Here is a 12461-nt window from a genome sequence, read left to right as displayed (position 1 = left end):
TCAGTATGGACGGCCGGGGCGCCTGGCGGGACAACGTGTTCGTTGAGCGGCTGTGGCGCAGCGTCAAATACGAGGAGGTGTATCTGCGGGCCTACGACAGCGTCAGCGACGCTCGCGCCTCGATTGGCCGCTATCTGGACTTCTACAATTGCCGCCGTCCACATTCGAGCCTTGACGGCAGCACACCGGATCAAGCCTACTTCACCCCGCTGCCGCTCCGCACGGCAGCCTAACCCCGGCAGAGGCTCCACTTATCGACGCGGATATTCTGTTCAGACAACCGGGGCCAGCTCAGTCGTAGACTGGCATCTTCTCCTCCTAGGGGGAGGAATCTTACACTGGCCAACGTCTAGTTGAAACTATCCGCCTTTAAGCAGCGGAGTTCTCAACGGAATTGTCGTTGCTGCCCTTATGAAGACTTCCGCTTGGTGCGGGTCGATCGCGTTCCCTTAGCCGCGTAGTTTGACCAGCCGTCCGGGTACCCCATGAGCCAGCGGGCTAACTCCGGGTTCAATTGGCCGGAGCTTTCCGTCTCGGCAGGGCAACCATTCGACGTTGCTCCAAGGGCATTCACGTAGACCGCCAGATTCGCGTAGGGGCTCTTCTCCCATCGGCGGCAGGCGTTCTCCTGGCTGCCGTACGCCTGTTTGGCATCCGATACTTGGGGTGTCGGCCAGCCCACCAGCTCGTAGCAACCATTTAATGGTCGCTACGGACTGCATCACGTTCGAAGCAGTGCCGCCATCTCTTTCCAATGATAGATTCGCACCTTCTCCGTTTGATGTCGCGTGGCTTTGGCGATGGCGTGCGCGATGTCGTTCCCGGCGAGCCCGCGATACCGGTCGGCCGGGCCAACGAGCAGCGGATTGAGCACGCCCCATATCGCGATGATGAGGCGTTCACGCGGGCGGTCCTCGTCGCGCGCGCCGAGGATCATCGACGGGCGGAAAATATGCGTGTGTTCGAAATCGAGCGAGAGAATGTCCCGCTCCACCTCGCCCTTGGTCCTGAGATAGAACACGCCGGAGGAGGCGTTGGCGCCAACGGCCGTGACCAGAAACACCGACTGCGCGCCGTTCGCCTTGGCGATCTCGGCCACTAACACCGGATAATCATGATCGATCTTGTAGTACTCGGCTTCATCAGGGGTGTGCTTGCGCGTTGTCCCGAGCGCGATGAAGATCTCGTCCGCAACCAGTTGCGGCTTGAGTGCGGGGAGGGAAGCGAGATCGCCAATCAGCACCGTGAGCTTCGGATGGCTCACCGCCAGCGGCTTGCGGGCCACCGCCACAACCCGCGAATAGTCGGGACTGTCCAACAGGTCGCGCAGCAAATGCGAGCCGATGAAGCCGGTTGCGCCGAAGACAAGTGCGGTTTTCATTCAAGACACCGTTGTGCGTTGATTGCCTGATCGCTTATTGAAAGTCGGGGGGAGTGAGGCCCGAGGGTCGCCGCCGAAGAACGTGCGTGAGCTCGCAGGATGAGTAGAGCACTTGCGAGACCATCATGTTTCGTCACGCAACCAGGCCATCGATGGGTTTCGCTTCGCTCTACCCATCCTACGAGCTGTCACCGTAATATGCGATCTCGTAGTTTCTCTCTGTGAACCGTCACCCACCTAAGCGGAACAGTCATCCACGCGTTCACGAAGAAAAGGGCCGATGGCTTCCTTGGTCATCATGACCTGCTAGCGCGTCCGCCCCTCACGCCGCCTTCTCTTCACCCTTCGCAACAATCTCGACTTCGAAATAGCCCAGGTCGCGGAGCTCGGCGGCCTTCTTCTCGGCCGCTTCCCTGGTGTCGCGTTTCAAGATGATCTGGCCCGCTCCATCGCGGGCGCAAACGAAATAAGGCATTTTCGATTCCCAATTTCGTTTGCATACACACGGCTCGGTGCTTCCGCAATTCCGGGGCCTATTTGTCCAGCCCGGCCTTTTGCCGCATCTTGTCGATCAGCTCCGAGGCCTCGGCCTTGGTCAGCTCGGTCTCGGGCGGACTTTCGTGCGCCTGCTCGGCCAGGGTCTTGAGGTAGGATTCCTGGGCTCCGGTCATCGGGTCGTCTCCGGAAACCCAGTCCTTCGGATCCTTCTGGGTGTTGTCGGCCATCGCGCGGCTCCTTTCCGCTCCGTACAACGTCGGACTCGACTCTTCGTTCCGTTTTTGTTCTCATGGGCCAGCTCCAAAATTCGCGAGGCGGAACAATGCCGGACCTGGACCATGTCAGGCGGGAGATCGAACGGATGCGCATCCAGATGGGCAGGCAGAGGAAGGAGATCCTCCAGCTGCAACGGGCCGGCGTCGGCACGGCCTCGGCCGAAGCGTTGCTGTCGCGAATGGAAGCGAAGGTCGAGAGTCTTTGCGCGGAGCGCGACGCGCTGAAGGCGGCGCAGCCGCGCTCGGCCAAGGGTAGGGTGCTCGGCGGGAGGACATGGTGAGCAGGCGGTGGTTCGATGACGAGAGAGAGCTGTCGCCATTCCTGACCGCGCTCGAGGACGTTCGCCGACGGGCGACGCGGGAAGGGTGGTGCTATGCCCACGTCCAGGCCATCATCGTGGCGATCGACCAGTACGCGGAAGCCGCGACCGGCAACCGCGAGTATTTCCTCAACAAGCCGGTCTCGATTGGTGACAGCCGGAAGGCCGGGGATATTCGGTGAGGGCTGTGGCTTCGCCGGCTCGGCAGCCCTGGCGCGGGAGGGGCCGAGCGGTTACGGCGGTTGAACCCCAGTTCCGCCGGCGCGACCAATTCTTATGCTTCAAGCCCTGCTCAGCGCGATCGTGGATATTCTTCTGTCCGCCGCATGGAGCGCCGTCGTCAGGTTCTTCGGCCTGGAAAATGCCGTCGAGATCGCGACGGCCCTCTTCGGCCTCGGTTGTATCGTGATCGGCTCTGCGGTGTTGCTGCTGGGGCACGGATGAGGGGAGCTTCGTGAAGACGATCACGCTGCTTGCGGTGGCGGCCATGCTGCTGCTGGAGGTCTTCGGCCCGACGTCGAGCGTCGGCGGCTCGATGAGCTTCATGCTGGTCTTTGTCGTCGTGATGCTGGCAGTCGCGATCTACGAGGCGTGGTCGACCAAGCGCGGCGTGATGGGATGGATCGTCAATCTCTTCGCATCAATCGTGGGCGGCCTGACGGCGGTGGCCCTGATCGGAATGGCCATGGAGGCCGTGCTACCTTACCTTCGCCTCGAAGGCTCGCTCGCCTCGTCGCAACATCCCCTGAAATACGTCGTGGTCGCGGCGATGGCGATCTTCATGGTGTTGGGATCGTGGATCCCGCTCCTGGTCCTGAACCGGCTCCGCTGATAGGACCCTCGGCGGCGCCCCAGGGGACGACGGCCGAGGCAGACATCCTCGGCGCCGGCAACTAAAGCACGATGCGATTGGGACGAATCGTCATCGCGCTTTAGGTTGTTGTTTAAGCATGATCTTTTCGGAAAACCGCTGCGCACTTTTCCGGATCATGCTTTAGGCCGCGATCCGTTGCTCGACCGGGGCCGTCAGCAGCTTGAGCGCTTGCGCATGTTGCAGGTCGGGGACCGCGACCGCCGTGTGGCTGTAGACCGCATGGCTCCCTGATCTTGCGATCCGGTCCAGGATCTCACTGCCCTTGATGACATGGAGGCCCATGCCCTCGTCGGCGGGGAAGATCGCCAGCACCACGTCATAGGCCGCGATGACGGCTTTGAGCGCTTCGGCCTTGTCCTCGGCGAGCTCGACAAAAACACGCACATCGGCCGCGAGTTCACGCAGCTCGTCAAAATCAAGCACTGTGGGGATACTCCAACGCAACGAGACTGAATGGAGCTTGGCCTCGTTGGGTTACTGAAGTGTCAACAATGCGAGCCGAGCCACAAGTTTCACGACGGGATGACGTCAGGCTCTAAGGCGCGCTGCGCCGAGGATGAATCGCCATCGCGCTTCAGGTTGTTGTTCAAGATGATCTTTTGGGAAAACCGCCGCGCACCGTTCCGGATCATGCTTCAGCGCTTTCCTTCCTCCTTGCGCAACCGGGCCTCCGCGGCCTCGTCCACGAGGTTCAAGGCGAGGCCGTCATAGCTCAGCTTGAGCCCGCGGCCGACGATCCAGGTCCATCCCTGCCGGTCCTTGATGGCCTGCGCGTTGAACTGGTCGGAGATCGATTTGACAGCAGCATCCTGCGGCCCCGGATTGTTCAATGTCGCATTGACGCGCCAGATCGGGTGCCTGGCGTCGGTCTCGTCGCCGTCAACCGTGACCTTGGCGCCGTTGATATCGCATTCGAGGGTGTACGAGTTGCGGCCCTGACGGCAGAGATAATGGCGTTGACTGACGAGCTTGCTGGTCTCCTCGAATGTCATCCCGGGCGAGAAGCCGAAGATGTCGGACTTCTTCACGACGGCGAGGGATGCAGGCTTCAGGAAGCTCGGCTGGATCGCGACGAGGGCCGCGGCAGCAACGACGATCAAACCTGCGATGACGATAGCGATCTTCATGAGCACCCCGCGAGAACCCTCAGGCCATTATAGCAGCCGGGGACATTCTGCCAGGCACGCAAAGCGAAAACCCCGCCTGGGGGAAGCGGGGCTCTCTGGTGGGGTGAAGCTTGGGGACTTCAATGATAAGACGCGCCAGCGCCAAAATGGTTCAAAAGGAAAGTGGCAGGTTCTGCGGCAGCTTGCACAGGAAGTCGGGAACCCCGCAGAACCCCTGCTTGCGTTTTCAGCCTCGATGGGTTCTAAGCCCCGTCACTTCATGACCTCAGGCATGAAATCAGCTAGCGCGCCCCCCGCGCTTCAAGCCGCGTCCACAGCAAAAGCTGCTCGCGCGCACAAGAGGAATTCAGACATGGCGAAGATGACGAAGACCCAATTGATTGATGCAATTGCCGAGGGCACGCAGCTCTCGAAGAACGACGTGAAGTCTGTGATCGAATACATGGCCACCGTCGGCTACAAGGAGCTCAACGAGTCCGGCGAGTTCGTCATTCCCGGCTTCGTGAAGATGTCGGTCGTCAACAAGCCGGCGACCGAAGCCCGCATGGGCGTCAATCCCTTCACCAAGGAGCCGATGCAGTTTGCGGCCAAGCCCGCGAGCAAGTCGGTCAAGGCCTCGCCGCTGAAGGTGGCCAAGGACGCCGTCTAAGGCGCAGGTGACATCGTTGCGGCGCGCTCTTTCGGAAGCCGACGCAGCGATCAAGGGCTGACGAAAAGGTGGTGCTCGGCGACCGCAATGCCGAACATCACCACGACGATCAGAACAAGGCCACAGAGAGCGCGGGTCGGCCCGTCCGGGTGCGACGACAGAAGAAACCCCGCGCTTTCGCACGGGGCTCTTCCGGCTGACGACGTTGGGATTTCAGCGCCTGGCCGTCAGCCGTAGCTCAAACTTAAAGTTGAAAATCCAAAAAGCAACAGCGCCGCGGTGACGGAATATGTTCGTTCACCGCGGCGCTGCCATATGATTGGGCGCTGAAATCCCCAGCTCCCATGGGTCCGCGCTGCGCCGAAAAGGTTCAAAGCCACATGGCGGGGGAAATCGCGCAATCGCGCAAAGGGCTAGACTTTTTGTTCTCTATTTGTTCTAATGACCTCCCTTAGATCGACCGCTAGGAGGTGACTCATGACCGTCGAAAAGCAGCGCGAAGTGATCAGGCTCTGGAACGAGCTCAGGAGGCTCGAGGGGCCGGCCGCAGAAGAGCTCCGCATTCAGATCCTGGAATGCTTCTCGGAAAAGAGCAAAGCGAAGCGAGCGGCCTGATCCGCGCCGGCGGGCAGAACGAGCAGGGGGGAACGAAGGCGCAGGAACGAACCTGTGCCGTCAGCGTTCGGCCTGCATGACATGCCCGCGATGCGCCCAGCCGATGACGGCGATTTCCGCCAACAGCTTTCGATGTGAGCCATGCCGCGAGAGCGTCATCGTGTTTGCGGTCGTCTCGAAGTTCTTGCCGCCGGAGTTCTTGCCGCCGAAGATCGTGCCGACGAGTCTCGCGGCGGAAGACGTTGCGTCGCGCGCTTTCATCGATCGTTAGGAGTCGCTTCGCGCTGATTTTTCCGACTCCGATTCGTTCCTTGAGAACGAAAAGGAGTCGAAGCTGGAACAAAGCCGGTCGGCTAGCAGCGCTGTCGTAACTCCGCTTGGCATTCTGGAAGGCAACTCGCGATCGCGAAATTCCTAACGATCGATTGCGCGGAAGCCGATAACCCTATTCGGTTAGGTTAAAAGTCCAATCGCGTTGCGCTTGTCGCCGCTTGGCGTAGGTGTCTGGCAAAGACAAGCAAGAAACGACTTTGCCAAGAAGCAATTTTGTCATGACACCTTTTTCTTTCTCGCAGCCTTCCTTTTACCAGGGCGAAACTACACCTACCGGCGCGTCGCCATCGTCGGCATGCTGTTCTGTCTCGCATTCGTGGTCGTCAGCTTTTCGCTGCGGCCGCAGGTCGAGGACACGCGCGTTGCGGTCAAGGCCGACCGGCTGGTGCGCACGGCGGGCCAGCCAGCGCATGCCAATTGAAGCGGCGCATGCCAATGAGAGTGGCGCACGAGATCAAGGGTGGCGTACCCAATTAGCGCTCGTCGCTGCGATTGTCGGCCGGCGCTTGCGGACATCCGGTGCCGCGCGAGGCGAGCGCCAGGAAGCCGGCATAGCCGGACAGGTTGAGCAAGACTTCGAGCCAGGCGGGCATGTCGGCCTCTTCCGCTCTGCGTGAAGAAGGATACAACGTCCGCGCGCAATCCTGGTTCCTTGCTCCCGCCGAAAAAGCAGCTCAGACCGGAGAGGAGGGGTCGAGGCGGCGGCCGAGGGTCGCAACGGATTCGCTCGATGGCTGCTCTTTCAGGAACTCGGCGATGGCCCGCGCCAGCTCGCGGTCGCTCATCGGGGTCGGCGGCGGGTGCAGCGCGCCGATACCGAAGCTGCGCACGATCTCGTCGTAATGCCGATCGTCGGATCTGGGAACCAATTTACGGATACGGGCCAGCAAAGCGGATAACGGCAAATCTTCCTCCTCGATCGTCCGCCCCGCTGGCAGCCATTGCCGTGTGCTGCCATCTGTTCCCGTGAAACTGAAAAACCCCGCCGGCATCGCGGAGACGCCGACGGGGTCTTCGTGCTGTTGCCTCAACCCGGATGGCGGAGGCTCCCGCACTTGATGAGACAATGCGCGCCCGGCGATTTCGTTCCAGTGCCATCGGCATTTTTGCAGCCTCGGTTCCGCACCTGCGCGCAACCATCGCAGGCGCCCGTCGTTATCCCGGCAAGCCGCGAAGGAGGAGAGCATGAAGAAGACATTGGCAGTTCTGGCCACCGTCGCAGCCGTCGGCGTGACCGCGGTTGCAGCCCCTGCGCCTGCCGAGGCACGCGGGCGCGGCATCGGCCCGGGCCTCGCATTCGGCCTCGCCGCAGGTGCGATCACCGCGGGCGCAGTCGCAGCATCCCACCCGTACGGCTATTACGGCCCTCGCTACGGCTATTATGACGGCCCCGCCTATTATTACGGGCCTGGTCCCTACGCCTATTACGGCGGCGGACCGTACTACCGGCACCATCACCACTGGCGCCATTGGTAACAGCTGATACGCGAAAAGCCCGGAGCGATGCTCCGGGCTTTTTTCATGCGCATCGATCGGAGCCGTGTTACGGCCAAAGCGAGGGCCGCTCGACCTTGCGGGCATTCTCCAGCGTCGACACGAAATACTCCTCACGCTCGCGCTTGAATTTTTCCTGCGTGGCACGGAAGGCGGCGACACGGGCGGCGATCTCGTCGCGCTCACGGGCTTTGCGTTCTTCGTCTTCGGTCATGGCCATCCCCTCGGGTTTACTGAACTCAAGCACTGCCGCCGCATCAACTTGAGTCGCATTCACACATCCATTGAGGCTTCCGAATGGGGCGTCAATGGGGAGGAGGCATTGCAGGATTGTGATATGCGAAGGCCGGAAGAAATTGCCGAGCGCATCGCGTTAGCGCTTGATAAGAGCGTCAACAATCTTGCCGCTTGCGCACGTAGCTGCCAGGGCAAAGCGAATCGGGAGGCCGTGATTGATTGCATCGGATCTTCGGAGCGGCGTTGAGCGGCTTGGCGACATGATCGCCGAGGCAAAGGTGATCGTGCCGTTCACCGGTGCCGGCATTTCGACCGAATGCGGCATTCCCGACTTCCGCTCGCCGGGCGGAATTTGGACGCGCTACCGTCCGATCGACTTCGGCGAATTCGTCGCAAGTCAGTCTGCTCGCGACGAATCCTGGCGTCGCCGTTTCGCGATGGAAGAGGTGTTTGCGGCGGCCAAGCCCGGCCGTGGCCATCGCGCGCTGGCCTCGCTCTATCGCGCCGGCAAGGTTCCCGCCGTCATCACCCAGAACATCGACAATTTGCACCAGGCCTCCGGCTTCGCCGGCGAGCACGTGGTTGAACTTCACGGCAATACTACTTATGCGCGATGCATCGGATGCGGACAGGCTTATCCGCTCGACTGGGTGAAGCGTCGTTTCGACGCGGCGGGCGCCGCACCCAATTGCACCGGCTGCGATGAGCCGGTGAAGACCGCCACGATCTCCTTCGGCCAGATGATGCCCGACGATGAAATGCAGCGCGCGACCGCGCTGTCGCAAGCCTGCGACCTCTTCATCGCGATCGGTTCCTCGCTTGTGGTCTGGCCGGCGGCGGGCTTTCCGATGATGGCGAAGAACGCCGGTGCTCGTCTGGTGATCATCAATCGCGAGCCGACCGAGCAGGACGACATCGCCGACCTCGTCATCCATCACGACATCGGCGAAACGCTCGGGCCCTTTGTCGGTAATTGAGGCATCAATTTGATTCGCGGCCGTGCAAGCTGTTCATAGGTTCCGGCGAATCTCTTTTTTGTCTATGCCTCGCAACCGGGAGTGTTATCTTTTGAGTCGAAAGATTCGCGTCGCGTCGAATTGAGAACATTCTCTTAAGACGCGTGATTCGAGCGCCGCCAATGTGGCGGGTTGCAATGGCAGTGTGGGGTCCGGGGTTATGGGGTCGTCGGACGGATTTGAGTCCAAGAAGCTCGGGGTTCCCGGGCAGGGAGTATCGTCCGGGCGGATCACGCCGGGCGAACACGGCGGTGCCGGCCGCGACAGCGGGCTCAATCCCTTCAGCGGGTTGGGTGAAGCCAGCGCCAACCTCGTCGAAGTCCACGGCGTCATCAAATGGTTCGACGCCTCCAAAGGCTACGGCTTCATCGTTCCCGACAATGGCTGGCCTGACGTGCTCCTGCACGTCACCGTGCTGAGGCGCGACGGCTTCCAGACCGCCTATGAGGGCGCCCGCATCGTCGTCGAGTGCATCCAGCGCGCCAAGGGTTACCAGGCGTTCCGCGTGGTCTCGATGGACGAGTCGACCGCGATCCATCCGGCGCAGATGCTGCCGCCGCGCACCCATGTCACGGTCACCCCGACCAGCGGGCTGGAACGGGCGCAGGTCAAATGGTTCAACCGGCTGCGCGGCTTCGGCTTCCTGACCTGCGGCGAGGGCACGCCCGACATCTTCGTGCACATGGAGACACTGCGCCGCTTCGGCATGACCGAGCTCAGGCCCGGCCAGTATGTCCTGGTCCGCTTCGGGCCTGGCTCCAAGGGCATGATGGCGGCCGAGATCCATCCCGAGACCGGATCGCCGGGATTGCAGTCGCACTAAAGCGCGATCAGGCTCGCACTCGAGCTTCCAAGTCCCGCAATCGTGAGCAGCGGCGCGATGGCAGGCCGTCGCGCCTCTGGCTTTTCCGGCGACCGCCGCTTAAGGACTGGCTCTAGTCCCACGCCTTGAGTGTCTCCCATGAATTTTGATCGAAAGGCTGTCTGGTCCGCTCTGCAGGGCTGGCTCGCAGCCATCCTCGTCGCCGCCGGCTGTGCCGTCGCCAGCGCGCCCGCCGGCGCCGCCAGCTTCCAGCCGCTGGAGATCGTCACCAGGAACGGCGTGCAGGTATTCTCGGTGGAGATGGCCACGACCGCGGAAGAGAAAGAGACCGGCCTGATGTACCGCAAGGAGTTGGCGGACGGCAAAGGCATGCTGTTCGACTTCAGCCCCGAGCAGGAGGTGTCGATGTGGATGAAGAACACCTATGTCTCGCTCGACATGATCTTCATCGGCGCCAACGGCCGCATCATGCGCATCGCCGAGAATACCGAGCCGCTGTCGACCAAGATCATATCCTCGAAGGGGCCCGCCCGGGCCGTGCTGGAGGTGGTGGCGGGAACGGTGCAGAAATACGGCATCCGCGTCGGCGACCGCGTCGGTCATCCGCTGTTCGGCAGCAAATAGGGCAGGCAGGCGAGGGGCATTGGCAGCCTTGCTGGCGCCAGTTTGTAAGCTTGCTGGCGCCTTTGGAAGCGTGTATCGACGGGCTCGCCGGACATTCGGGGTATAGCGCAGCCTGGTAGCGCGGCAGTTTTGGGTACTGCAGGTCGTTGGTTCGAATCCAGCTGCCCCGACCAGTCCCGGGATTGAATCCCTTTCATTTTCCTCGTGATTTTGGCCCCGCCCGCGACCCGCTTGCGACCAAGGATGGTCCGGGCGCCGGATCCATCCTTGCAACATGTGCCGGCCGTGCGGCCCTTTGCGTCGGCTCGGCTATCCGGCCCTGGGGGATGCAGATTCAGCGCCTGCTTCGCCCGCCCGCCGCGTTGAAGGAGAGGGCGCGCAATCGGCGGCGTCCAATATTCCCTTCAGGCGAGGTCTTCATGTCGATCAGTGCGATTGCATCGGCCAGTGCGACGGTGGCGGCGTCCCCATCGACCGCCACAACGCAGGCTGCAACGGCATCCTCGACGTCGGCGGCATCCTCGACATCAGCGACGACGGAATCGTCGTCCTCGCAATCGGCGGGTGGCAGCGCGGGATCGGGCGGCGGCGGCTCGGCCAAGACCATCGTCAGCGAGGTCTCGATCACCGTCAACGGCCTCACCACCACGACGATTACCTATTCCGATGGCACCACCGAGGTGCAGACCTCCGCGAGCGCACAAGGTAGCCAAGGCGGTCAGGCGGGACAGACCTACACCGCGCAAGGCGCGCTACAAGCCAATGGCCAGGCGGCATCAGGCGCCGGCGGCTGAGTGAAGGCCGGTCGGAATGACCAAAGCGTCATCGAACCTTCCCGGCGTCGCCGTAGACATATCCGTGTTGGGGATTTCAGCGCCCAACGTCTAAACGGACGCCGCCAAGCGATGATATTCCGCTTGCGCGGCGTTGCGCTTTTCAGACCGAATTCTGTCGGATCCGGCCGGTCAGCCCGAGGCGTACCAGCCGGCGGGAAACGGCACGAACGGCCAGATGATCTGGTTGTCGTTGGCGGCTTTCGGCGGCTCCGGGGCAGGCGTCTCCGCGGCCTGCGCCGAGCGCAGCACGACGCGCAAGCATGCATATTGCAAATTCATCGTGGTCGCCCCCGCCCGTCAATGATCTTCAAACGTCAAACCTGTTTCAAAGTTCGACGTCAGCTCAAAAATTCACCTGCGCGTAAGCCCCGCGCTCGCTCTCAAATCACGTGCATTCTAGAAGAGCCGGCTCCGGCATTCAACCGATCGCGCAGCTTCATCCCAAGAAGTAAGGTTGATCGGTGAGGTTAAGGGCGAGTGGTTGTTGCGCCCGTTCGTCTGGCTGCTATCAGACCGATCCCGGCTCGCGTTGAGCGCCTTCCATCCGTGTGACACAGATCACGGCCCGTCGCGGCGCGCGTCAGGTGAGTTCTGCGCCAACGAGTTCTGCCCTATGTCCTTCGATCGCAACCTCAAGACCGCCGGTCCGCAGTCGAGCTGGAGCGAGATCTGGCACCTCTGGACCGTGATCGTGCCCCGCCGCTCGATCAATGGGCAGCTCGTGTACGGCAAGGTCTGGCGCCGCCATGACGGCCGCGATTGGATCTACAAGAAATTCACCGAGTTCGACGGCGAGGAAGTGGCCTGAAGCGCGGTGAGCCTGGAATGACCCCTCATCACGCCCAAGGTTCGGGCTGAGGCCGTCCGGCCCGATTGCCGCTCGCCTCTCAGCCTATCCCCGTGCCTGCACGCGCGGCAGCGGCAGCTTGAAGTGACGTTTCGCATAGGCGACGATTTCGGCGTCCGAGGGATGATCGGCCGCTTCCACCGCGGCAATCCGCTTGGCGATATCGGGAGCGTTGGTGCGAATGTAGCTTGCAAGCTCCGTCTTGGCGCTGGCCGGACCGATGATGAGGATCTCACCGGCATCGGCGAGGGCTTTGCTCACGTCAGTGTAGAACGCCTTGTCGGGGGCGGCATGGCCGCTGCCGACGGCGTTGGCCTTGTGATGAAGCTGACGCGTCGCCAGGTGCGGATGCAGCGTGATTTCGTCGGAGCCGCTCAGGCCGAGGTGGAAGATCCTGGCCTGCGAATGGTCGATCCATACCACGGCGTGAAAATGAGAGGGCATGTGCTTTTGGCCTTGTCCGAGGGGAGGCTGCCGACATCGGAGCGGCGGCGTGTCGTGACGACATTATG

23 protein-coding genes, 1 tRNA gene and 1 pseudogene are annotated in these 12461 nt (G+C 62.0%); 15 read left to right on the top strand and 10 right to left on the bottom strand.

All coding sequences use genetic code 11. From position 1 onward, the window contains the following. Positions 1-233: integrase core domain-containing protein (locus E4K64_RS25355; RefSeq protein ID WP_135164484.1), on the top strand; the 233-nt coding region annotated here is incomplete at its 5' end. A 488-nt stretch (positions 234-721) separates the two neighbouring features. Here E4K64_RS25355 and E4K64_RS25350 read toward each other — a convergent pair. The 3 genes from E4K64_RS25350 to E4K64_RS25345 form a co-directional block, all read right to left on the bottom strand. Then, positions 722-1381: an oxidoreductase gene (locus E4K64_RS25350; protein WP_135165923.1), complete on the bottom strand. Its 660-nt coding sequence runs from the start codon at positions 1379-1381 to the stop codon at positions 722-724. A gap of 322 nt (positions 1382-1703) precedes the next feature. Beyond that, positions 1704-1856, bottom strand: a complete 153-nt coding sequence (locus E4K64_RS40550) for a hypothetical protein (RefSeq protein WP_167772250.1) — start codon at positions 1854-1856, stop codon at positions 1704-1706. 58 nt (positions 1857-1914) lie between these two features. Continuing rightward, positions 1915-2106: a DUF3072 domain-containing protein gene (locus tag E4K64_RS25345; RefSeq protein WP_135165922.1), complete on the bottom strand. Its 192-nt coding sequence runs from the start codon at positions 2104-2106 to the stop codon at positions 1915-1917. 95 nt (positions 2107-2201) lie between these two features. Between E4K64_RS25345 and E4K64_RS25340 the strand changes: the two genes are divergently transcribed. The 4 genes from E4K64_RS25340 to E4K64_RS25330 all read left to right on the top strand — a co-directional run bounded on the left by E4K64_RS25340 (position 2202) and on the right by E4K64_RS25330 (position 3306). Continuing rightward, positions 2202-2435 (top strand): hypothetical protein, encoded by a 234-nt coding sequence (locus E4K64_RS25340; RefSeq protein WP_135165921.1) that lies wholly within the window; start codon positions 2202-2204, stop codon positions 2433-2435. Further along, positions 2432-2656, top strand: coding sequence for a hypothetical protein (locus E4K64_RS25335; protein WP_235884773.1), 225 nt, complete (start codon positions 2432-2434; stop codon positions 2654-2656). The genes E4K64_RS25340 and E4K64_RS25335 overlap by 4 nt, the downstream gene beginning before the upstream one ends. 94 nt (positions 2657-2750) lie before the next feature. Further along, positions 2751-2918 (top strand): hypothetical protein, encoded by a 168-nt coding sequence (locus E4K64_RS40545; protein ID WP_167772249.1) that lies wholly within the window; start codon positions 2751-2753, stop codon positions 2916-2918. Between the two features lie 10 nt (positions 2919-2928). After that, positions 2929-3306, top strand: coding sequence for a hypothetical protein (locus tag E4K64_RS25330; RefSeq protein ID WP_135165920.1), 378 nt, complete (start codon positions 2929-2931; stop codon positions 3304-3306). A gap of 162 nt (positions 3307-3468) precedes the next feature. Here E4K64_RS25330 and E4K64_RS25325 read toward each other — a convergent pair whose 3' ends face one another. Together E4K64_RS25325 and E4K64_RS25320 are read right to left on the bottom strand one after the other, a co-directional pair. Next, complete coding sequence (locus E4K64_RS25325; protein ID WP_135165919.1) at positions 3469-3771, bottom strand: hypothetical protein; 303 nt, start codon at positions 3769-3771, stop codon at positions 3469-3471. A 212-nt stretch (positions 3772-3983) separates the two neighbouring features. Further along, on the bottom strand, positions 3984-4475 hold the full coding sequence (locus tag E4K64_RS25320) for a hypothetical protein (RefSeq protein ID WP_135165918.1): 492 nt from the start codon (positions 4473-4475) through the stop codon (positions 3984-3986). A gap of 352 nt (positions 4476-4827) precedes the next feature. Between E4K64_RS25320 and E4K64_RS25315 the strand changes: the two genes are divergently transcribed. Beyond that, positions 4828-5124 (top strand): HU family DNA-binding protein, encoded by a 297-nt coding sequence (locus tag E4K64_RS25315; protein WP_018323108.1) that lies wholly within the window; start codon positions 4828-4830, stop codon positions 5122-5124. A 477-nt stretch (positions 5125-5601) separates the two neighbouring features. Further along, the gene (locus tag E4K64_RS40540; RefSeq protein ID WP_164719058.1) at positions 5602-5739 is read left to right on the top strand and encodes a hypothetical protein; all 138 of its coding nucleotides are present in this window, start codon (positions 5602-5604) and stop codon (positions 5737-5739) included. Between the two features lie 60 nt (positions 5740-5799). On the opposite strand, the gene E4K64_RS25310 is transcribed toward E4K64_RS40540, so the two are convergent. Continuing rightward, entirely contained in the window at positions 5800-6000 is a 201-nt protein-coding gene (locus E4K64_RS25310) for a hypothetical protein (protein WP_135165917.1), read from the bottom strand. Positions 6001-6290: 290 nt separating this feature from the next. Between E4K64_RS25310 and E4K64_RS25305 the strand changes: the two are divergent. Then, positions 6291-6493, top strand: a pseudogene (locus E4K64_RS25305) (hypothetical protein). Between the two features lie 253 nt (positions 6494-6746). Here the strand turns inward: E4K64_RS25305 and E4K64_RS41240 are convergent. After that, complete coding sequence (locus E4K64_RS41240) at positions 6747-7286, bottom strand: hypothetical protein (protein WP_235884772.1); 540 nt, start codon at positions 7284-7286, stop codon at positions 6747-6749. On the opposite strand from E4K64_RS41240, the gene E4K64_RS25290 reads away from it, so the two are divergent. After that, positions 7258-7548, top strand: a complete 291-nt coding sequence (locus tag E4K64_RS25290; protein WP_126261449.1) for a hypothetical protein — start codon at positions 7258-7260, stop codon at positions 7546-7548. The genes E4K64_RS41240 and E4K64_RS25290 overlap by 29 nt on opposite strands. A 67-nt stretch (positions 7549-7615) precedes the next feature. On the opposite strand, the gene E4K64_RS40535 is transcribed toward E4K64_RS25290, so the two are convergent. After that, on the bottom strand, positions 7616-7780 hold the full coding sequence (locus E4K64_RS40535; RefSeq protein WP_162832225.1) for a hypothetical protein: 165 nt from the start codon (positions 7778-7780) through the stop codon (positions 7616-7618). 238 nt (positions 7781-8018) lie between these two features. Between E4K64_RS40535 and E4K64_RS25285 the strand changes: the two genes are divergently transcribed. The 5 genes from E4K64_RS25285 to E4K64_RS25265 all read left to right on the top strand — a co-directional run bounded on the left by E4K64_RS25285 (position 8019) and on the right by E4K64_RS25265 (position 11060). Continuing rightward, positions 8019-8780 carry an SIR2 family NAD-dependent protein deacylase gene (locus tag E4K64_RS25285; protein WP_167772248.1) on the top strand — a complete coding sequence of 254 codons (762 nt, stop codon included), beginning with the start codon at positions 8019-8021 and terminating at the stop codon, positions 8778-8780. Between the two features lie 199 nt (positions 8781-8979). Then, positions 8980-9642, top strand: a complete 663-nt coding sequence (locus E4K64_RS25280; protein ID WP_167772247.1) for a cold-shock protein — start codon at positions 8980-8982, stop codon at positions 9640-9642. Between the two features lie 138 nt (positions 9643-9780). Further along, positions 9781-10266, top strand: a complete 486-nt coding sequence (locus tag E4K64_RS25275) for a DUF192 domain-containing protein (protein WP_135165914.1) — start codon at positions 9781-9783, stop codon at positions 10264-10266. Between the two features lie 96 nt (positions 10267-10362). Beyond that, positions 10363-10439: transfer RNA gene (locus tag E4K64_RS25270), tRNA-Pro, on the top strand. Between the two features lie 246 nt (positions 10440-10685). After that, positions 10686-11060, top strand: a complete 375-nt coding sequence (locus E4K64_RS25265) for a hypothetical protein (protein ID WP_135165913.1) — start codon at positions 10686-10688, stop codon at positions 11058-11060. 171 nt (positions 11061-11231) lie between these two features. On the opposite strand, the gene E4K64_RS40530 is transcribed toward E4K64_RS25265, so the two are convergent. After that, entirely contained in the window at positions 11232-11381 is a 150-nt protein-coding gene (locus E4K64_RS40530; protein ID WP_167772246.1) for a hypothetical protein, read from the bottom strand. A gap of 334 nt (positions 11382-11715) precedes the next feature. On the opposite strand from E4K64_RS40530, the gene E4K64_RS25260 reads away from it, so the two are divergent. Further along, on the top strand, positions 11716-11910 hold the full coding sequence (locus E4K64_RS25260; protein ID WP_135165912.1) for a hypothetical protein: 195 nt from the start codon (positions 11716-11718) through the stop codon (positions 11908-11910). An 84-nt stretch (positions 11911-11994) separates the two neighbouring features. Here E4K64_RS25260 and E4K64_RS25255 read toward each other — a convergent pair whose 3' ends face one another. After that, positions 11995-12393, bottom strand: a complete 399-nt coding sequence (locus tag E4K64_RS25255; RefSeq protein ID WP_135165911.1) for a translational machinery protein — start codon at positions 12391-12393, stop codon at positions 11995-11997. Positions 12394-12461 lie beyond the last annotated feature (68 nt).

Source organism: Bradyrhizobium frederickii (assembly GCF_004570865.1).
In the GTDB taxonomy this organism is placed as follows: Bacteria; Pseudomonadota; Alphaproteobacteria; order Rhizobiales; family Xanthobacteraceae; genus Bradyrhizobium; species Bradyrhizobium frederickii.
Note: the sequence above shows the minus strand (reverse complement) of the source record. Positions and strands in the feature narration are given on the sequence as shown.